The organism is Pedobacter jamesrossensis (assembly GCF_042650905.1).
Lineage (GTDB): Bacteria > Bacteroidota > Bacteroidia > Sphingobacteriales > Sphingobacteriaceae > Pedobacter > Pedobacter jamesrossensis.
On sequence record NZ_JBHSBY010000030.1, the window covers coordinates 151,185 to 169,726 of the forward strand.

Here is an 18,542-nt window from a genome sequence, read left to right on the forward strand (position 1 = left end):
ACAAAAGAAAATGGCAACTAAAATCAGATTGCAAAGATTCGGTAAAAAAGGAAAACCTTTTTTCCACGTTGTGGTAGCAGATTCTCGCTCTCCACGTGATGGTAAATTTATTGAGCGTTTAGGTTCTTATAACCCAAACACCAATCCTGCTACCATCGAAATTAATTTCGAAAAAACTTTAGCTTGGGTAAACAGTGGTGCTGAGCCAACTGATACAGCTCGTGCTATCCTATCTTACAAAGGTGTTTTGTACAAAAAACACTTAGAGGGTGGTGTTAAAAAAGGTGCTTTAACGCAAGAACAAGCTGATGAGAAATTCACTGCTTGGGTTGATGCTAAAGCTGGTAAAATCTCTGGTAAATCAGAAGGTTTAGCTACTTCTAAAGCAGATGCCCGTAAAGCAGCATTAGTTGCAGAAGCTAAGAAAAAAGAAGATAGAGCAGCAGCAATCGCAGCTAAAAATGCACCAGTTGCAGAAGAAGTTGCTGAAGAAGAAGCACCAGCTGTTGAGGCTGAAGCAACTGAAGAAGCGCCTGCAGCAGAAGCTACTAAAGAAGCGCCTGCAGCAGAAGCTACTAAAGAAGCGCCTGCAGCAGAAGCTACTAAAGAAGCGCCTGCAGCAGAAGCTACTAAAGAAGAAGGCGCAGAATAATTTAAATTATTTTGTTGCAAAAAATAGCGTTCCGAAATTTCGGAACGCTATTTTTATTTAAAAGGAATTGGATATATACATTCGTCATGCTGAATTTATATCAGCATCTTTTTGGTATGAAGACCCTGAAATAAATTCAGGGTGACAGCAATACAACAATAAAGCCCCTTTAGGGGTTTGGGGTTATATGAAACACGAAGAAGCATTTTACGTAGGTTACGTTACAAAAACTAGGGGTTTAAAAGGTGAAGTTCAGGTATTCTTTGAATTTGATGACTATGAAAAACTCGAATTCGATATCGTTTTTGCTGATATGAACGGTAAGCTTGTGCCTTACTTTGTGGCTTCGGCAAAATTACAAGTTAATAAAACTGGTTATTTTAATTTTGATGATGTTGACCACATTGATAAAGCCCAGCCTTTGTTAAAGAAGAAATTATATTTACCCATTGCTCAAAAACCAGAGCGTGATGAGGATGAATTTTTCTATACTGATTTAAAAGGGTTTACAGCTGTAGATGAAAAACTAGGCGAGCTTGGAGAGATTTTGGAGGTAAACGAATACCCACAACAATTTGTGGCTACGGTTATGTACAAAGAAACAGAAATCCTTTTCCCTTTAAATGAAGATTTTATTGTTGAAATTGATGATGAGGAAAAAGTACTAACGCTCGATTTGCCGGAAGGTTTGTTGGATGTTTATCTTGAAAAATAAAAAATTATCTTTGCTTTATGCGTTTCGATATTATAACCGTTCTACCTGCTTTACTAGAAAGCCCATTTGCCCATTCTATTTTACAACGGGCGCAAAAAAAAGGCATTGCTGAAATTGTTGTTCATAATTTAAGAGATTACTCTACCAACAAACAAAAAAGTGTTGATGATTATCAATACGGCGGTGGAAGTGGTATGGTAATGAGTATCGAACCTTTTGCGGCTTGCATAGAAAAGCTTCAAGCGGAACGAGAATACGATGAAATTATATTTATGAGCCCAGATGGGGTAACTTTAAATCAAAGTACGGCAAACGAATTATCAATTAAGAAGAACATTATTATTTTGTGTGGCCACTATAAAGGTATAGATCAGCGCATACGCGACATATTTGTAACCAGAGAGATATCGGTGGGCGACTACGTTTTAAGCGGCGGAGAACTGCCCGCTGCGATTGTGGTAGATGCCGTGGTTCGTTTAATCCCAGGCGTTTTAAACGATGAAACATCTGCATTATCTGATAGTTTTCAGGGAGAGCTGTTAGATGCTCCAGTTTACACACGCCCGGCTGACTGGCGGGGAAATAAAGTGCCCGACATTTTATTAAGCGGACATGAAGCGAAAGTTAACGAATGGCGCCATGAACAGGCGTTAGAAAGAACTAAAATCCGCAGACCTGACCTTTTGGAATAGAAGCATTTACATTATCTTAATGTGGATTTCTAAAAGATTGTGGAAAAAATAAAATTAGTTTTTTTAATTAAAAAAAAATCCCTAATATTGCAATCCGAATTTCACGGGTTGAAATATCGATTTAATAGCTTAAAATCATGGATTTAGTAAAATTTGTTGAAGAGCAGGCCATCGCGAAAAAAGATTTTCCTGCGTTCAAGTCTGGCGATACAGTGAGCGTACACTATAAAATTCGCGAAGGTAATAAAGAACGTATTCAAATTTACCAAGGTGTTGTAATTCAACGCAACAGTGCAGGTGCTAACGAAACTTTCACAGTTCGTAAAATGAGCAACGGTGTAGGTGTAGAGCGTATTTTCCCTGTAAACTCTCCAAATATAGAGAAGATAGAGGTGAATAGCTATGGTAAAGTTCGTAGAGCGAAATTGTTCTATTTACGTGCTCTAACTGGTAAAGCTGCTCGTATTAAATCTTTAAGAAAATAATATTCTTTATTACTAGATATAAACCTCCACGATTTAAATCGTGGAGGTTTTTTTGTTTACAGATTTTAGCCTGTGATATGCTTATGTTAATATTGTAAATAGATTATAAATATCTTATTTTGTTATTTATGTTAGATTCAGCATTTTTCGAACAGATTTTTTGGGGCAACTCGGTTAGAGCCTACTGCCTTTTCGGCGGAATACTTCTTATCGGTTTAATTTTTAAAAGAATTGTTTCCAGACTTTTAAGCAAACTTTTATTTAAGCTTTTTAAGCGCTTTTCAAACCAGTCTCATGATGAAGCTTTTGTTTCTTTATTAATAAAGCCGATAGAAATTTTTATTCTGTTAACAACATTATATCTTTCTATTAATCAGTTAAAACATCCTTTAGAGGTTGATATATTCCATTATAGTAAGCTTGTAGGAAAGGTTAAAGAGAAAATTCCAGTTAGTATAGGAGATTGTATCGATAGGATATTTCTATTTATGATTATCCTGTCTACTTTTTGGATTATTCTAAGAATTATCGATTTTATAAGTCATGTTTTACTGCACAAGGCATCGCTAACGGACAATAAATCGGATGACCAACTCGTTCCGTTTCTAAAAGAACTCTTCAAAACGATAGTAATATTTATTGGCTTTTTTACGCTTTTAGGCTTTGTTTTCGAAGTAAATGTTTTAACGCTGATAACTGGATTGGGTATCGGCGGTATTGCAATTGCTTTAGCTGCCAAGGAGAGTTTAGAGAATTTAATTGGCTCTTTTACCATCTTTTTAGATAAGCCTTTTGTTGTTGGCGATTTGGTTAAGGTAGATGGCGTTGAAGGAACAGTTGAAAAGGTTGGATTTAGGAGTACAAGAATACGTACTTCCGAAAAAACAATGGCAACGATACCAAATCGTGGAATGATTGACGGCGTTTTAGAAAACCTATCTTTAAGAAACTCCAGAAAAGTTTCCTTCATTATTGGCCTTACTTACGAAACTAACTCAGAATCATTAAGAAAAATTATTGCTGAAATTGAAAACTATATAAATAATCATGTAGGAACTAACGATGATGGCAACGCGTCATTTAAAAGTTTTGGTGATTCTGGTTTAAATGTGGAGGTGAATTATTTTGTAACGACGCTTACTTTTAGTGAGTATCTTAAAATTAGGCAAGAAATAAACCTGGAGATTATGGATATCGTAATGCGAAATAAATCTGATTTTGCTTATCCTACACAGCGATTAATAAGCGACAAACCTACTTCGGTAAGTGATAAAGAAGTTGGTAATGATGCTATGGACTAGCGAAATTTCAGCCATAACGGTTAAACGCAATAATCATGGTTCAAAAAAATGGCGATTTGGAATAAACCAAATCGCCATTTTTTATAATTTATAACCTTTAGCTTAAAGTTGCTAAAGTTGTAATTCCACCTTTAACTACATCATTTAGCTGGACATTTATTTTTGTTCCAATAGGAAGAAAAACATCAACTCTAGAACCGAATTTAATAAATCCGAATTGTTCCGCCTGAACAACTTGATCGCCTTCTTTTACATACCAAACAATCCTGCGAGCCAAAGCACCAGCAATTTGACGGAATAATACAGGCGTTCCACTTTTATGTTCTACAACAGTTGTGGTCCGCTCGTTTTCGGTAGAAGATTTTGGATTCCAAGCGGCAAGATATTTTCCGGGGTGGTATTTAAAAAATTTAACAACTCCAGAAATTGGGTTTCTATTGATATGCACATTTACTGGCGACATAAAAATTGAAACTTGCAGGCGTTTGTCTTTAAAATATTCACCTTCATTGGTTTCTTCGATAACAACAACTTTTCCATCTGCAGGGCAAATAACTAAATTATCGCCAGAAGAAAAAGTTCTGCTTGGGTTACGGAAAAATTGTAAAACAATAATAAATAGTGCAGCAGAGCATATATAAACAAACCAACGTAACCAGGTTACATCGTAATACTTGTAATCTACAAATGCATTAATAATGAAAATAAATAATATACTTAAAGCTATAGTTGTGTAGCCTTCTTTGTGTATGGTCATTGTGCTAGAAAATTATGAAGCAAAGGTGCGAAAAATAAATTAATACAGTTCAAAAATTATGATTCTGTTGCTCTATAAATATCAGTTAAGTTTCTTCCAAGGCCATTATAATCCAAACCATAGCCAACAACAAATTCATTAGGAATCTCAAAGCCAATGTATTCAAGTTCTTCAATCTCGTATTTTAAAGCTGCAGGTTTCAGCAATAAAGAACTTACTTTTATAGATGATGGATTTTTTTCTTTTATCGTTTTTAAGATGTGTGTTAAGGTTAAGCCTGTATCAACAATATCTTCAACGATGATAATGTCTCGTCCTTCGATATCATCTGGCAAACCAATTAGCTCTTTAACTTTACCCGAGCTTGATGTTCCTTCGTAAGACGCAACACGCATAAAAGCAACCTCACAAGGCACATCAATTTCTTTAATTAAATCGGCCATAAACAGAAAACTTCCATTTAGTACCCCAATAAATAATGGGCATTTTTGCTCATAATCTACATTAATTTGAATACCTAGAAGGCGAATTCGTTTATTTATAGTTTCGTTTTCTAAAAAAATCTCGAACTCTCTATCTTCTACTTTTATTTTGTGCATGCTTGGTCGTTGTACGTTATTTATATAAAACTGAAAACGGTGAATGAAAACTGAATTATTGTACGTTCTCGAGTTCTTTTTCCTTTCTTCGTTGTTCTCTCCGCTCTTGTCTTAACTGCTTTTTAGTTTTCGCGGTATCGCTGGGTTTAGAAATTTTGCTAGTTGTATCTTTTTTCACGCCACCGAAAATTCTATCAAATAAGCTTTTGCTTTTATCCTGCATAACAACTGGTGCGCCATCATTGTCATCTTCATCATCGAATACAGCCGTATCTATAACCGCTGTATCAGGTGCCAAATATCGGCGTAAGCCTTCTCTTAAGCGAACATTGTAAAAACCATATCCAGAAGTATCAGAAGGTGTTAAGCCTCTTCTAGCCATAATATTGCCCATAAATCTGAAATAGTTAAACATATAGGGCTTTAAACTTCCATCAGCCATAAATTTGTACATCGATGCTTTGGGCTTTGGAACAATACTCGCTAAGAAAAGTCCATCGCCTATAGTTAAATCAGCAGGTTGTTTTCCGAAATAATATCTGGAGGCTTCACCAATACCATAAATATTTTGCCCTAACTCCATTATGTTAAAGTAAACTTCGAGCATTCTATTTTTGCTTACCAAATGATTATGCTCAATTAACCATACAATTAAAATCTCTTCTGCTTTGCGGGCCAAGGTTTTTTGGCGACTTAAATATATGTTTTTAACTAACTGCATACTTATTGTACTGCCACCACGCTTAAATTTCTTTTCCTTATAATTAACTGCAATAGATTTTCTTATTGATTCTTCTACAAAACCATTATGGGTAAAAAATGATGGATCTTCTGCTGTTAAAACGGAATTAATGAAATTTTTAGAAATAGCACTCAATGGTGTGAAATTTGGATTTGATGGGCCAATCGTAATATCACGCATCGGCTTACCGTATTCGTAAGGCGTATAAACAAACGGAGTATTAATTTTCTGTAAATCGGTTTTACCCCACCTTAAAATTTTGAAACCAACTGGAGTTAGTGTAGAGCTAAAACGAACACTGTCGGGGATTGCAGTATCTAAATGAAAATTAAGATTGTATTTTATCTTTCCCTGAACCTTTAAACCTTCTAACGATTCGAATAAGCCTTGCGGAAAAGCATCGAAAATTGATTGGGCATCCTGCTCTTCTGCATTAAGCTTAAGTTCGTAAACTTTGTTTTTGCCCAGCGTATATTTTATGTAAGGATGAATAGATGCATTTTTTAAATAAGCGGTAGAACTGCTGTCAAGCGCTATATAATTCGGCCCAACTAAAACATCAGCATCAAGTTTTGCGCTCTGAACAATAATATCATTACTGGCAATTCTTGGCTGGTTAATCAGCATATTTTTAACCGACCATGAGCCTGAAATCTTATAATCATCACCACTATATTTGGCGTTTTTTAATTCGGTTTGTAGGGTGTCGAAACTTAGCTTTGCATGAAGTTTATTGTTCAGATAAGGCAATTCTAATTTCTTTCCATCGGCATAAGCAGTAACGCTTAATTCTTTGCTCCCCGGATTTACATAGCCATCAAAATGCCAGGTAGATTCTCCATTGTTTACATTGATTGTTGATTTTAAATCTCCACCATCTATAGTTGCTACGGTAGCAAAACTTAGTTTGGCCGTATCGTTATCATTCAACTTAAAAACCATGTTCTTAATATCCATATCATCAGGGATTTTGTATAAAACCTGATTTAATAAATTGCTGGCTATTTCTGATAAGTTTACTTTACTTTTAGTTTCGGTACTATCTTTTTTCTTTCTTTTTAGAATAAAATCGATGTTAGTTGTAGAATCTTTAAGAACAATACCCACAAAGCCGTCATTAAGTTTAACCTCTGCAAGTTTAACGTTACCAAAAATTAAAGGAAATAATTTAACGCCAATGCTAAGTTCTCCAATGTTGGCAAGTGTATCTCTGTCTTTAGGAACAACAGATATTCCGGTCATTTTTACCGTACTTAACCCAGTAAATCCGGCAGAGCCGATTTTAACATCTAGATTGTAATCTTTATTTGCTTTGGCAATTGCCTTTGCAACCATTTTCTTTAAAAGCGCTTCCCTTTTGCTATATGCTACCGCTCCGAGCGCAATGCAAACAATAAAAAATACGCCTAAAACCCAGGCTCCTATTTTTAAATATTTTTTTGGGACGTTAATTTTGGGTATTCGCATATAGTGTTAAAATGGTTAATTGCTTAAACGTAACAATTAAATGTTTATTTCGTGTTAAAATTACAGTTTAAAAGCCTAAATAAAAGTATTTATGGCTATGTTTTGTTAATTTTGAATTTAAATTAATACAATGCAGATAAGCCCGCAACAAGTTTTAGATGCCCTAAAAAATGTAGAAGACCCAGATCTTAAAAAGGATTTGGTAACACTAAACATGATTAAGGATTTACAAATAGTTGATTCTAAAATAAATTTTACACTCGAACTTACTACACCAGCATGCCCTATGAAGGATATGTTGAAAAATGCCTGCACAAATGCAATTAAGCATTTTGTGCTTGCAGAAGCAGAGGTAAACATTAATGTAACCTCGAGAGTTACGCAGCCAACCAACTCATCATCATTGGATAACATCAAAAACATCATTTTGGTTTCATCAGGAAAAGGTGGTGTTGGTAAATCTACAGTGGCAAGTAATTTAGCTGTAGTTTTAGCAAAAGATGGGGCAAAAGTTGGTTTAATTGATGCGGACATTTATGGCCCTTCGGTACCAACGATGTTCGATTTGGTTGATGCAAAACCGGGAGCAGAAGAAACAGCTGATGGTAAAACTAAAATATTACCAATTGAGAAATATGGTATTAAGCTACTTTCATTAGGCTTTTTTGCAGACCCAGGCCAACCTGTGCCTTGGCGTGGGCCAATGGCATCTAACGCAGTAAAACAACTATTTAACGATACAAATTGGGGCGAATTAGATTATTTAATCGTTGATTTACCTCCAGGCACAGGCGATATACACATCACCATTACGCAAAGTTTTCCAATTTCTGGAGCAGTTGTGGTTACAACGCCGCAGCAGGTTGCTTTGGCCGATACACATAAAGGTTTGGCTATGTTCCGTATGCCGGGAATCAATATTCCGATTTTAGGTGTAATCGAAAATATGTCATATTTTACGCCAGAAGAGTTACCCGAGAATAAATATTACATCTTTGGTAAAGGTGGCGGCACTAAGCTTGCTGAAAGATTTGATGTTCCATTTTTAGGCGAAATTCCAATTATTCAAAGCATTGCAGAAGCTGGAGATAATGGTAAACCGGCAGCACTAAACCAAAATCCATTATTGGATGTTATCTTTGGAGATATTGCAAGTAAAATTGCACAGCAGATATCCATAAACAATGCACAAATGGCGAATTGCTAAAAAATTACTATTTTTATAAATTAAAAAGCAAATAATGAATTTAACAGAGCAAGTAGAACAGGCATTGGAAACTATAAGGCCATATTTAAAAGCTGATGGAGGTGATGTTTCTGTTGAAGATATTACACCAGAAGGCGTGGTTAAGCTTAAGCTTTTAGGTAACTGCGGTTCTTGCCCGATGAGTTTCATGACTATGAAATCGGGTATTGAGCAGGCAATTATGAAGGCAGTTCCAACAATTACATCGGTAGTTGCGGTTAACATGGCTGAGCAAGATTAGCTTTAACAATATTTAACACCGAAGTTTTATTATTAAAATTACTTTTGTCTTAATGAGATATTGTGTTGCCTTATTTTTTCTTATACTATCAGTAACCGCTTTTGGCCAACAAAAAACCGATAAGGAAAAACTTATCCAATTTTCGGGTATTATTACCGATATTGATAGTGGCAATGTGATTCCATATGTCACCATTACTAATCTTTCGGCCAAAAGTAAAAGAGTAGGCGCCGATTACCGTGGCTACTTTACTTTTATTGTAAATCCTGGTGATACAATTCTGTTTACCGCAATTGGTTACAAGAAATTTTCTACCATTATTCCAACTAGTACTCCAGATAGTAAATATACTATTATGGTTAAGTTAAGGGCAGAAGTAATTAATTTGCCTACTGTGCGTGTTTTTCCTTGGGCAACTACCGAAGAGTTTACCCGTGAGTTTCTTTCTATGAAGCTGGCCGATGATGATTTAGCTATTGCAAAAAAGAATCTTTCACGCTCGTCCATTAATGGCCTAATTCAAGCGCTTCCACGCGATGCCGGAGAAATCGGAAGTCAGAATTATCGATATAATTTCGATAGGATGATTAACAAAAATATGGTTCAAACAAACCCATTGTTAAATCCTTTTGCTTGGGGTAAACTAATGCAGCAAATTTTTGATGGCGATAAACAGCGAAGCGATAATTAGCCTGACATTTTTCGTGCCTCTTCTCAATAATGATAGAGAAAAAAGGGAAAACGTTTCCATTTTCCCCCTTACATTTTCCATCAACCACTATCTTTTCTTACTCTTATTTGGAAATTTCATTTTGTAATCTGTTTTAATATTTCCTTTAGAGATTGCATCAAGCTTACTTTTAAGCATTGTTTTACGTAAAACACTTACTTTATCCGTAAATAATTTGCCTTCAATGTGGTCGTATTCATGCTGAATAACACGGGCAGACATTCCATCAACATCATCTGTATGCTCTATCCAGTTTTCATCAAAATAATTAACCTTGATGTTTGGTTTGCGCATGATATTTTCACGGATATCAGGGATACTTAAACAGCCTTCGTTGAAACTCCAGGGCTCGCCAGTTTCTTCTAAAATTTTTGCATTTATAAAAACTTTTTTATAGCCCGGGTTTCCATCCTCATCTTCACCTGTATCAACAATAAATAAACGAATTGGAAGGCCAATTTGCGGAGCTGCCAAGCCAACACCATTTGCATAATACATAGTATCGAACATGTCGTTAATCAACTGTTTCAATTCAGGGTAATCTTTATCTATATCGGCTCCTACTTTCTTTAAAACAGGGTCTCCGTAAGCAACTATTGGTAATTTCATTGTGTTGTATGTTTTTATTTCGGCCGTCATTGCGAGGTAACAAGCAATGACGAAAGCATATAGAATCGCAAATTAACGATAAGTATTTTGGTGCAAAAATAAGAATTATTCCTCTATTGGGGAGAATGTAAAGATATTTAGCTTTTCTATGTCTAAAACTTCGTTGGCAACGTTTATCATTTGAGTTGTAGTTACGCGATTAATTTTCTCGAAAACGGTTTCTAAAGAATCAATTTTATTATGGTCGATTAAGCTTTTTGCCATCGAAATAATCAGTCCTATTCTATTCTCCTCGCCTAAAGCAATCTGACCAATAAATTTGTTTTTTACTTTCTGTAATTGAAGTTCGTTCAATGGTTTTTCTTTTAGTTTTTTAATCTCTTTAAAGATTAATGAAAGCGCCTTGTTTTGCTTTTCTTTATCTGTACCGAAGTAGATGGAAAAAGTTCCGGTATCGCTTAGGGGCGAAAAGTTAGACTCAATAGTGTAGGCAATTCCGTATTTTTCTCTGATTTGAAGATTTAAAACCGAACTCATTCCGTTACCGCCGAAATAGTTATTCAACAGCATTAAAGCTACTTTTTCTTGTTGATAAGTTGAATAAGCTTGTGTGCCTAAAATGCAATGTGCCTGTGTAATTGGTTTATAAATTGTGGTGCTAGATTGTTTTAGAACCTTAGGTTTTACACGTTCCCTGCTTGGCGTGTTTTCTTCAACACCTGCAAAATGCTTGGTGCCTTTGCTTACAACACTATTTAAGGTGTAGTTTCCTAAAACAGCAATTACGATTTCATTTGTGCGGTAATTGTCTTTTCTAAAATTAATTACATCCTCACGGGTAAAATTCTGAACCGAATCTGTTGTGCCTAAAATGTTATTACCAAGCGGATTCCCTGCAAAAAGCATATCCTCGAAATCATCATTTATGGCCTCTTCCGGTTGGTCTAAATAAGATGCAATTTCATCCAAAATGACGCTTTTTTCTTTATCCATTTCTTCTTCCGGGAAAGTAGAATGAAAAATAATATCATTAAAAAGCTCTAAAGTTCTATCCAAATAGGGATTTAAGAAAGAAGCGTGAACACAGGTGTATTCTTTGGTTGTGTAAGCATTTAAATCTGCCCCTACACTTTCCAGGCGATTTAAAATTTGATTTGTACTACGCTTTTTGGTACGCTTAAAAATTAAGTGCTCTATAAAATGCGCTAAACCAGCTTTATTTTCAGGTTCATCTCGAGAGCCCGTATTAACGATAATGCAAGCGTGTGATATAGCTGAGGCCGATGGCACATGCAGTATGCGAATGCCGTTGGGTAAAGTATGAACATTGTATTCCATTGGGAGGCAAAGATACAGCTAATTGATTATAAAGCCCCGTATTAGAATATTGCAATTGTAAAACGGAAATCAATTTATATGAATAAAACGGGTTAAGTTTTTCAAACTTAACCCGTTTTAGTATAATTATTTATTTATACCCTCAAGTGCAAACAAAAATGCCCATCTTAACGATACGTCCTTCAAATAATCGAAACGCCCGGATGCGCCTCCATGACCAAATTCCATATTTGTTTTTAGCAACAGAACGTTTTTATCGGTTTTCATCGCCCGTAATTTGGCAACCCATTTAGCAGGCTCAAAATACTGTACCTGACTATCATGCAAACCTGTTGTAACCAACATATTCGGATAGGCTTTTTTCTCTACATTTTCGTAAGGAGAATAGCTTTTCATATAATCATAAGCACCTTTTTGCTTTGGATTTCCCCATTCATCAAATTCATTTGTGGTCAGCGGTATACTTTCGTCCAGCATGGTATTTACCACATCAACAAAAGGAACATCGGCAATCACGCCATTCCATAAATCGGGAGCCATATTAACAACCGCCCCCATTAATAAACCGCCAGCACTGCCACCATGGGCATATAAATGGTTTTTCGATGTGAATTTTTGCTCAATCAAATATTCGCCCGCAGCAATAAAATCGGTAAAAGTATTTTTCTTTTTCATCAATTTGCCGTCTTCATACCATTGCCGCCCCATTTCTTCACCACCACGAATATTAGCAATTGCGAAAACAAAGCCACGATTTAATAAACTTAAGCGGGGAGATGAGAAAGTTGCATCTGTGCTCGAACCATAAGACCCATAAGCATAAAGTAATAAAGGTGCTTTTCCGTTTTTCTCTAATCCTTTTTTATATACCAAAGCAACTGGAATTTTAGTGCCATCTTTAGCTGTAGCGAAAACACGTTCCGAAACATAATCTTTCGGGTCGTAACCGCCAACAACTTCCTGCTGTTTCATCAGTTTTTTATCTTTTTTATCCAGGTCGTAATCGTAAGTAGAAATTGGAGTGGTTAAAGATGTGTAAGAATAACGAAGGGTTTTGCTGCTATATTCAGGGTTGGCACCAATGCCTGCGGCATAAACAGGCTCATCGAATTTTATGTAGTAATCTGTACCATCTTTTTTCAGCACATGCATTTCTGTTAAGCCATTTTTACGTTCGGTTAGTACCAGAAAATCTTTATATTCCTCGCCAGATTCTAATAAAACATCCTTACGGTTTGGAATCACTTCTTTCCAGTTTTCCTTTTCCGTTTTATCTAACGGACATTCCATCAAACGGAAATTTTTTGCATTCCAATTGGTTTTAATGTAAAACTTATCATCAACAGGTAAAACATCGTACAAAACATCTTTGGAACGTGCTGAGAAAACTTTAAATGGTGATTCTGGTTTATCTGCATCAATCATTCTAAATTCATTGGTTAATGTTCCCGCTGATGAAATGAAGATGTATTTATCATTCTTAGATTTACCTACACCAATATAATTAGTGTTATCTTTCTCATTGTAAACTACAACATCAGCTTTAGCGTCGGTACCAAGTATATGTTTTTTAATCTTTTCGCTTAATAAAGTGATCGGGTTTTTTGAAGTATAAAAGAATGTTTTGTTATCATTGGCCCAAGCTACAGCGCCTTGTGTATTGGTAATTGCATCTTTATAAATCTCTCCTGTTTCTAAGTTTTTAATGTTAATGGTGTATTGTCGGCGAGAAACTTTATCCACACCAAAGGCCAGCAATTTGTTGTCAGGACTAATGCTAAAACCAGTTGCGCTATAATAAGCGTGACCCTTAGCCATTTCGTCGACATCTAAAAGAACCTCTTCGGGAGCAGTTAAACTTCCCTTTTTTCGGCAATATTTAAAGTATTGTTTGCCATCTTCAGTTCTGGTGTAGTAAAAAAATCCGTTTCTAAAAACAGGAACAGATTCATCTTTTTCTTTAATCCGTCCTTTCATTTCCTTAAACAGATCTGCCTGAAACTTATCAGTCCCACTCATCATCTTATCTAAGTATTTGTTTTCGGCTTTTAAATAATCAACAACCTTAGTACTATCGGGTCCTTTTTTAAAATAATCAATCATCCAGTAGTAATTATCTACTACGGTATCGCCGTGAATTATTCTTTTATGCGGTATAATTTCCGCCACTGGTGGCTTTGCGTCTGGCCATTTTATCGGTTCCATTTTGTCTTTTTGGGGATTGTTGCAGGCCGAAATTGCGCCAAGCAAAATCAGCGATGGTAAGATACGTTTCATGGTTGGTTTTGGGATTAGGTTAATGCAATTTAAGGAATTTTATTGCACATTTTGACTTGAAAATGAAAGCTCGATTTTCACGAGGGTTTGAAGTCTCGTCATTGGAGGTTTAACTCCGTTTAAGAAACCAGAGGCAAGGAACTGTAGAAAATAGTTTGACATTTGAGCTGCGCTGGTAAAGTCTATCTTAAAATTGTATAAACTTGGTGACTAAACCCGATAAAAATGAAAAAGCCCGCAAACCCGATTTTTCATCGGGTGCGGACTTCTAATGTATAGCGGGAAGAACGATAAAAAAGGTTCTGTCTTTGCTTTTCTAAAAATGTTAGTGTTTACAAAGTCTTCCTCCGGCGCTTAGCTTTTTTAGACTTTGTAAGTTTTGATGTTACCAATATGTTTAATTATTGAAACCCACCCATTCTTACCATTTGCAAGCTCTCGAAAACCATTTTCTGGTTATGCTCGAAGGCAAGATTTTTATGATTAACAATATCCATGATGGAACCGATAAAACAAAGACCTATTGTAAAAAGATATAATATACCCATTCCAACCTGACCGATGATAAATCTTTGCAAACCCGGAACGATAAATAACCCGATTAAACAAAAGATTAACATATCTGAAGGGTTTTTTCTTTTACTGCTGTAAACCATTAAGAAATTACGCAGTTGTTGCTCAGTTAAACCTGTTGTTGCTTGTTGTAAGTATGAGTATTCTTCTGGCGTTATACCTGGTAACGACATAAGAGGTGATTGAAATATATCCATGATTTTATGTGTTTATTGTTGTGTACTTTTTATTTGTTCTGTATTTTATTAACGTAATTATTCTATATCCTATAACTAGCAAAGCCGGAAAACCGAACCAATGTGCTGAAAAACTTTCGGCAAATTCGCCATGAAAAATGTAGGTTATCGACCTTCCCAAACCACATCCCGGACACCAACTCTCAAAACCTAAATTGGCTAGCGGGCAAAGTGTAAAATGATGTTCGTGAGCATTAGAAGTTGCCAACAACACTAAAGCCGTAACCCAGAAGAATAGTTCTAGTGGAAAGCTTTTAATGTATTTCATCGTTTTGCTTTTTATATTGATTAGAGGCCATAAACAAACCTTTGTTACGCAAATATGCTTTTACTCGACGAAAGGCACAAATATTTCGACCAAGCAGCTTTATAAATCCAACAAATAATAATATTGAATTAATTACTGCTAAGGTAGCCAAACAAAAGCATTTAACATTTAAGTTTCAATGGGGTGTAAAACTTAAAAAAACCTTTACACAAATTGCAGGTTAATATTAAAAGATAAGCTTATTTTTACACCTTGAATATTCGCGATTTAATAAACCGATACAAAACCGACGATAGGGTAACCGAATTTACCAAAGCGTTAAACAGCACCAAAAACCCGAAAATACAATTAAAGGGATTGGTGGGCTCTGCAGATGCCATTGTAGCCCTTTCATCATACTTTCTATTGCATAAACCTTTGTTTTTCGTTCTGCCAGATAGGGAGGAAGCAGCGTATTTTCAATCTGATTTGGAGGGCATTCTAGACAAACAGGTTTTACTGTTTCCCTCTTCTTACCGAAAATCTTTCGATTTTACTCAAGTAGATACTGCAAATGTACTGGCTCGTGCCGAAGTTTTAAACGAACTAAATCACGATTCGGAATATGGAAAAATTGTTGTTTCTTACCCGGAAGCTATTGCTGAAAAGGTTATCGATCGCTCCGCTTTAGAGAAAAATACACTAGAGATTAGTCTTGGTGCAAAACTAGGTATTGATTTTATAAATGAGTTTTTAATTGATTACGATTTCGACAGAAGGGATTTTGTCTACGAACCTGGGCAGTTTTCTATCCGTGGAGGCATTGTAGATATTTTTTCTTTCTCTTCTGATTTACCTTACCGGATTGAGTTTTTTGGCGATGAGGTTGAAAGTATTCGCAGTTTTGAAATTGAAAGTCAGCTTTCGGTTGCGGATGTAAAATCTTTAACCATTGTACCTAACGTACAGGCAAAGTTTTTAACGGAAAGCAACATCAGTATTCTAGATTATATCGATCAGGATACACAGCTTTGGTTTAAAGATGTTGAGTTTACGCTTGATATCATCAAAGCCGGCTATAAAAAAGCTGTAGAACTTTGGAAAGCTTTATCGCTTGCCGATAAAACACAAAATCCAGAATGGATTGACCCTAAGTTTGCTTTCACCGATGAGAAATTACTTGGCGATCATCTTCAGGATTTCCCGATTATAGAATTTGGCAAACAGTTTTTTTATCAAACAGAAAACCGTTTCGAATTCGAAACCAAACCGCAGCCATCCTTTAATAAAGACTTTAACCTACTCATTCACAACTTAAAAGAGAATGAAAAGATAGGGGTTGTTAACTTTATTTTTACCGATTCGCCAAAACAGATTGAACGTTTATACGCCATTTTGGATGATATTGATAAAACAGCTAAGTTTACCCCAATTAATAGCATGTTGCGTGAGGGTTTTGTAGATCCTCAAATTCAAACAGCGTTTTATACCGATCATCAGATCTTCGATCGTTACTACAAATACAAGCTTAAAAAAGGTTATCAAAAAAGCCAGGCGATTACGCTTAAAGATTTGCGTGAATTAAAATCGGGCGATTATGTTACGCATATCGATCATGGAATTGGCAAATACGCCGGCCTTGAAAAGGTTGAAGTGAACGGTAAAACCCAAGAAATGATACGCCTGATTTATGCAGATAATGATTTGCTTTACGTAAACATTAACTCGCTTAATCGAATTGCGAAATACAGCGGTAAAGAGAGTGGTGTTCCAAAAATGAACAAACTTGGAACCGATGCCTGGGATAAGCTAAAAAAGACAACAAAAAAAAAAGTTAAAGACATTGCCCGCGATTTAATTAAGCTTTACGCCATACGTAAAACTCAAGCGGGAACTGCATTTTCTCCCGATGGTTACCTGCAAACAGAGTTAGAAGCTTCCTTTATTTATGAAGATACGCCAGACCAGCTGAAAGCTACGCAGGATGTTAAAAAGGACATGGAATCGCCACACCCAATGGACAGGTTGGTTTGCGGTGATGTTGGTTTCGGGAAAACAGAAATTGCTGTTCGAGCAGCATTTAAAGCGGTTGCCGAAGGTAAACAAGCAGCAATTTTAGTCCCGACAACAATTTTAGCACTTCAGCATTTTAAAACTTTTTCTTCGCGATTAAAAGATTTCCCGGTTACGGTAGATTACATTAATCGTTTCAAAACCAATAAACAAATTAAAGATACACTTGCAGAAGCTGCCGCCGGAAAAGTTGATATTCTAATTGGAACACATCGTTTGCTAAGCAAAGATGTTAAGTTTAAAGACCTCGGCATCATGATTATTGATGAGGAGCAAAAATTTGGTGTTACTGCAAAAGAACGCTTAAAAGCCGTTCGCGTAAATGTTGATACGCTTACTTTAACTGCAACGCCGATTCCGAGAACGTTACACTTTTCGTTAATGGGTGCAAGAGATTTATCTATTATTAGTACACCTCCACCAAATCGCCAGCCTGTAAATACAGAGCTTCATGTTTTTAATGATAAATTAATTCAAGAAGCGGTTCAATTCGAATTGGACAGAGGAGGACAGGTTTTCTTTGTGCACAACAGAGTTAACGATTTAATGCAATTGGGTGGATTGATACAAAAATTAGTTCCAAAAGCAAGAATTGGTTTGGCTCATGGTCAGTTAGATGGGGATGCTTTGGAAGACGTAATGCTTGATTTTATCAACGGCGAAAAAGATGTTTTAGTTGCAACGACGATTATCGAAGCTGGTTTAGATATTCCTAATGCCAATACAATTATCATCAATCATGCACACATGTTTGGCTTAAGCGATTTGCACCAAATGCGTGGTAGAGTTGGGCGAAGTAATAAGAAAGCTTTCTGTTATTTATTATCTCCTCCACTTTCTACCTTAACATCAGAAGCAAGAAAAAGATTAAGTGCGATTGAAGAATTTTCTGATTTAGGTAGTGGATTTAATGTAGCGATGCGAGATTTAGATATCCGCGGAAGCGGAAACTTATTAGGGGCAGAGCAAAGCGGTTTCATTGCCGAAATTGGTTTCGAAATGTACCATAAAATTTTAGATGAAGCCATTCAGGAATTGAAAGAAGCTGAGTTTAAAGGTTTGTTTGAAAACGAAACTGCTCGCCCATTTGTTGGTTTTACGCAGGTAGACACCGATTTAGAGTTGTACATTCCTGATGCTTATATAACCAATATTACAGAGCGTTACAACTTATATACAGAACTTTCAAAACTAAGTGATGAAACGGAATTAGCCGTTTTCGAAAAGCACTTAGCAGATAGGTTTGGTCCGGTTCCACCCCAGGTAAAAACGATGTTGAGTGTTGTGCGTTTACAATGGTTAGGGAAGAAATTAGGATTTGAGAAAATCAGTTTTAAGAAAAATAGTTTACGTGGTTATTTCTTAAGCGATAAACAATCAGCTTATTTCGACTCCAACACGTTCACCAAAATTTTAACTTTTGCTCAAAATCATCCACGTATGTGTAACCTTAAAGAAGTTAAAAATACCTTACGTATCGCTTTCGAAAATATAAATACGGTTGAAGAAGCAATTGAAACTTTAGAGCTAATCGATTAAAAATAGTTAATTCAGTCAGTTGA

Annotated in this window: 17 protein-coding genes; 9 read left to right on the forward strand and 8 right to left on the reverse strand. The window is 35.9% G+C overall.

Going from position 1 to position 18,542, the window contains the following annotated elements:
• Positions 1-10: 10 nt before the first annotated feature.
• From ACFOUY_RS05380 to ACFOUY_RS05400, 5 genes are all read left to right on the forward strand, one after another.
• On the forward strand, positions 11-652 hold the full coding sequence (locus ACFOUY_RS05380; protein WP_378959450.1) for a 30S ribosomal protein S16: 642 nt from the start codon (positions 11-13) through the stop codon (positions 650-652).
• Positions 653-839: 187 nt separating this feature from the next.
• Positions 840-1,367 (forward strand): ribosome maturation factor RimM, encoded by a 528-nt coding sequence (gene rimM, locus ACFOUY_RS05385; protein ID WP_378959451.1) that lies wholly within the window; start codon positions 840-842, stop codon positions 1,365-1,367.
• Between the two features lie 17 nt (positions 1,368-1,384).
• Positions 1,385-2,059 (forward strand): tRNA (guanosine(37)-N1)-methyltransferase TrmD, encoded by a 675-nt coding sequence (trmD, locus tag ACFOUY_RS05390; RefSeq protein WP_378959452.1) that lies wholly within the window; start codon positions 1,385-1,387, stop codon positions 2,057-2,059.
• Positions 2,060-2,196: 137 nt separating this feature from the next.
• Complete coding sequence (gene rplS / locus ACFOUY_RS05395) at positions 2,197-2,544, forward strand: 50S ribosomal protein L19 (protein ID WP_378959453.1); 348 nt, start codon at positions 2,197-2,199, stop codon at positions 2,542-2,544.
• 128 nt (positions 2,545-2,672) lie between these two features.
• Complete coding sequence (locus tag ACFOUY_RS05400) at positions 2,673-3,845, forward strand: mechanosensitive ion channel family protein (RefSeq protein WP_378959454.1); 1,173 nt, start codon at positions 2,673-2,675, stop codon at positions 3,843-3,845.
• Positions 3,846-3,942: 97 nt separating this feature from the next.
• On the opposite strand, the gene ACFOUY_RS05405 is transcribed toward ACFOUY_RS05400, so the two are convergent.
• From ACFOUY_RS05405 to ACFOUY_RS05415, 3 genes are read right to left on the reverse strand one after another with little or no spacing between them, the layout of a single operon-like run.
• Positions 3,943-4,602, reverse strand: coding sequence for a phosphatidylserine decarboxylase family protein (locus ACFOUY_RS05405; protein WP_378959455.1), 660 nt, complete (start codon positions 4,600-4,602; stop codon positions 3,943-3,945).
• Positions 4,603-4,658: 56 nt separating this feature from the next.
• Complete coding sequence (gene hpt / locus ACFOUY_RS05410) at positions 4,659-5,201, reverse strand: hypoxanthine phosphoribosyltransferase (RefSeq protein WP_378959456.1); 543 nt, start codon at positions 5,199-5,201, stop codon at positions 4,659-4,661.
• A 55-nt stretch (positions 5,202-5,256) separates the two neighbouring features.
• On the reverse strand, positions 5,257-7,410 hold the full coding sequence (locus tag ACFOUY_RS05415; protein WP_378959457.1) for a transglycosylase domain-containing protein: 2,154 nt from the start codon (positions 7,408-7,410) through the stop codon (positions 5,257-5,259).
• A 130-nt stretch (positions 7,411-7,540) separates the two neighbouring features.
• Here ACFOUY_RS05415 and ACFOUY_RS05420 point away from each other — a divergent pair, with 130 nt between their 5' ends.
• Genes ACFOUY_RS05420 through ACFOUY_RS05430 form a run of 3 tightly spaced genes read left to right on the forward strand, consistent with a single transcriptional unit; the run spans position 7,541 to position 9,588 of the window.
• A complete protein-coding gene (locus tag ACFOUY_RS05420; protein ID WP_378959458.1) occupies positions 7,541-8,617 on the forward strand; it encodes an Mrp/NBP35 family ATP-binding protein in 1,077 nt (358 codons plus the stop codon).
• 34 nt (positions 8,618-8,651) lie between these two features.
• Positions 8,652-8,897 carry a NifU family protein gene (locus tag ACFOUY_RS05425; protein ID WP_378959459.1) on the forward strand — a complete coding sequence of 82 codons (246 nt, stop codon included), beginning with the start codon at positions 8,652-8,654 and terminating at the stop codon, positions 8,895-8,897.
• Positions 8,898-8,949: 52 nt separating this feature from the next.
• A complete protein-coding gene (locus tag ACFOUY_RS05430) occupies positions 8,950-9,588 on the forward strand; it encodes a peptidase associated/transthyretin-like domain-containing protein (protein ID WP_378959460.1) in 639 nt (212 codons plus the stop codon).
• A gap of 87 nt (positions 9,589-9,675) precedes the next feature.
• On the opposite strand, the gene def is transcribed toward ACFOUY_RS05430, so the two are convergent.
• From def to ACFOUY_RS05455, 5 genes are all read right to left on the reverse strand, one after another.
• On the reverse strand, positions 9,676-10,236 hold the full coding sequence (gene def, locus ACFOUY_RS05435; RefSeq protein ID WP_378959461.1) for a peptide deformylase: 561 nt from the start codon (positions 10,234-10,236) through the stop codon (positions 9,676-9,678).
• Between the two features lie 105 nt (positions 10,237-10,341).
• A complete protein-coding gene (locus tag ACFOUY_RS05440) occupies positions 10,342-11,574 on the reverse strand; it encodes a M16 family metallopeptidase (protein ID WP_378959462.1) in 1,233 nt (410 codons plus the stop codon).
• Between the two features lie 126 nt (positions 11,575-11,700).
• Positions 11,701-13,851, reverse strand: coding sequence for a S9 family peptidase (locus ACFOUY_RS05445; RefSeq protein ID WP_378959463.1), 2,151 nt, complete (start codon positions 13,849-13,851; stop codon positions 11,701-11,703).
• A gap of 401 nt (positions 13,852-14,252) precedes the next feature.
• Entirely contained in the window at positions 14,253-14,621 is a 369-nt protein-coding gene (locus ACFOUY_RS05450) for a TM2 domain-containing protein (RefSeq protein WP_378959464.1), read from the reverse strand.
• A 4-nt stretch (positions 14,622-14,625) separates the two neighbouring features.
• Positions 14,626-14,928 (reverse strand): DUF2752 domain-containing protein, encoded by a 303-nt coding sequence (locus ACFOUY_RS05455; RefSeq protein WP_378959465.1) that lies wholly within the window; start codon positions 14,926-14,928, stop codon positions 14,626-14,628.
• A 252-nt stretch (positions 14,929-15,180) separates the two neighbouring features.
• Here ACFOUY_RS05455 and mfd point away from each other — a divergent pair, with 252 nt between their 5' ends.
• Positions 15,181-18,519, forward strand: a complete 3,339-nt coding sequence (gene mfd, locus ACFOUY_RS05460; RefSeq protein ID WP_378959466.1) for a transcription-repair coupling factor — start codon at positions 15,181-15,183, stop codon at positions 18,517-18,519.
• The last annotated feature ends 23 nt before the right edge of the window (positions 18,520-18,542 follow it).

Coding starts and splice junctions, on each gene's coding strand:
- ACFOUY_RS05380 (WP_378959450.1), top strand. CDS start 11: ATGGCAACTAAAATCAGATTGCAAAGATTCGGTAAAAAAGGAAAACCT.
- rimM (WP_378959451.1), top strand. CDS start 840: ATGAAACACGAAGAAGCATTTTACGTAGGTTACGTTACAAAAACTAGG.
- trmD (WP_378959452.1), top strand. CDS start 1,385: ATGCGTTTCGATATTATAACCGTTCTACCTGCTTTACTAGAAAGCCCA.
- rplS (WP_378959453.1), top strand. CDS start 2,197: ATGGATTTAGTAAAATTTGTTGAAGAGCAGGCCATCGCGAAAAAAGAT.
- ACFOUY_RS05400 (WP_378959454.1), top strand. CDS start 2,673: ATGTTAGATTCAGCATTTTTCGAACAGATTTTTTGGGGCAACTCGGTT.
- ACFOUY_RS05405 (WP_378959455.1), bottom strand. CDS start 4,602: ATGACCATACACAAAGAAGGCTACACAACTATAGCTTTAAGTATATTA.
- hpt (WP_378959456.1), bottom strand. CDS start 5,201: ATGCACAAAATAAAAGTAGAAGATAGAGAGTTCGAGATTTTTTTAGAA.
- ACFOUY_RS05415 (WP_378959457.1), bottom strand. CDS start 7,410: ATGCGAATACCCAAAATTAACGTCCCAAAAAAATATTTAAAAATAGGA.
- ACFOUY_RS05420 (WP_378959458.1), top strand. CDS start 7,541: ATGCAGATAAGCCCGCAACAAGTTTTAGATGCCCTAAAAAATGTAGAA.
- ACFOUY_RS05425 (WP_378959459.1), top strand. CDS start 8,652: ATGAATTTAACAGAGCAAGTAGAACAGGCATTGGAAACTATAAGGCCA.
- ACFOUY_RS05430 (WP_378959460.1), top strand. CDS start 8,950: ATGAGATATTGTGTTGCCTTATTTTTTCTTATACTATCAGTAACCGCT.
- def (WP_378959461.1), bottom strand. CDS start 10,236: ATGAAATTACCAATAGTTGCTTACGGAGACCCTGTTTTAAAGAAAGTA.
- ACFOUY_RS05440 (WP_378959462.1), bottom strand. CDS start 11,574: ATGGAATACAATGTTCATACTTTACCCAACGGCATTCGCATACTGCAT.
- ACFOUY_RS05445 (WP_378959463.1), bottom strand. CDS start 13,851: ATGAAACGTATCTTACCATCGCTGATTTTGCTTGGCGCAATTTCGGCC.
- ACFOUY_RS05450 (WP_378959464.1), bottom strand. CDS start 14,621: ATGGATATATTTCAATCACCTCTTATGTCGTTACCAGGTATAACGCCA.
- ACFOUY_RS05455 (WP_378959465.1), bottom strand. CDS start 14,928: ATGAAATACATTAAAAGCTTTCCACTAGAACTATTCTTCTGGGTTACG.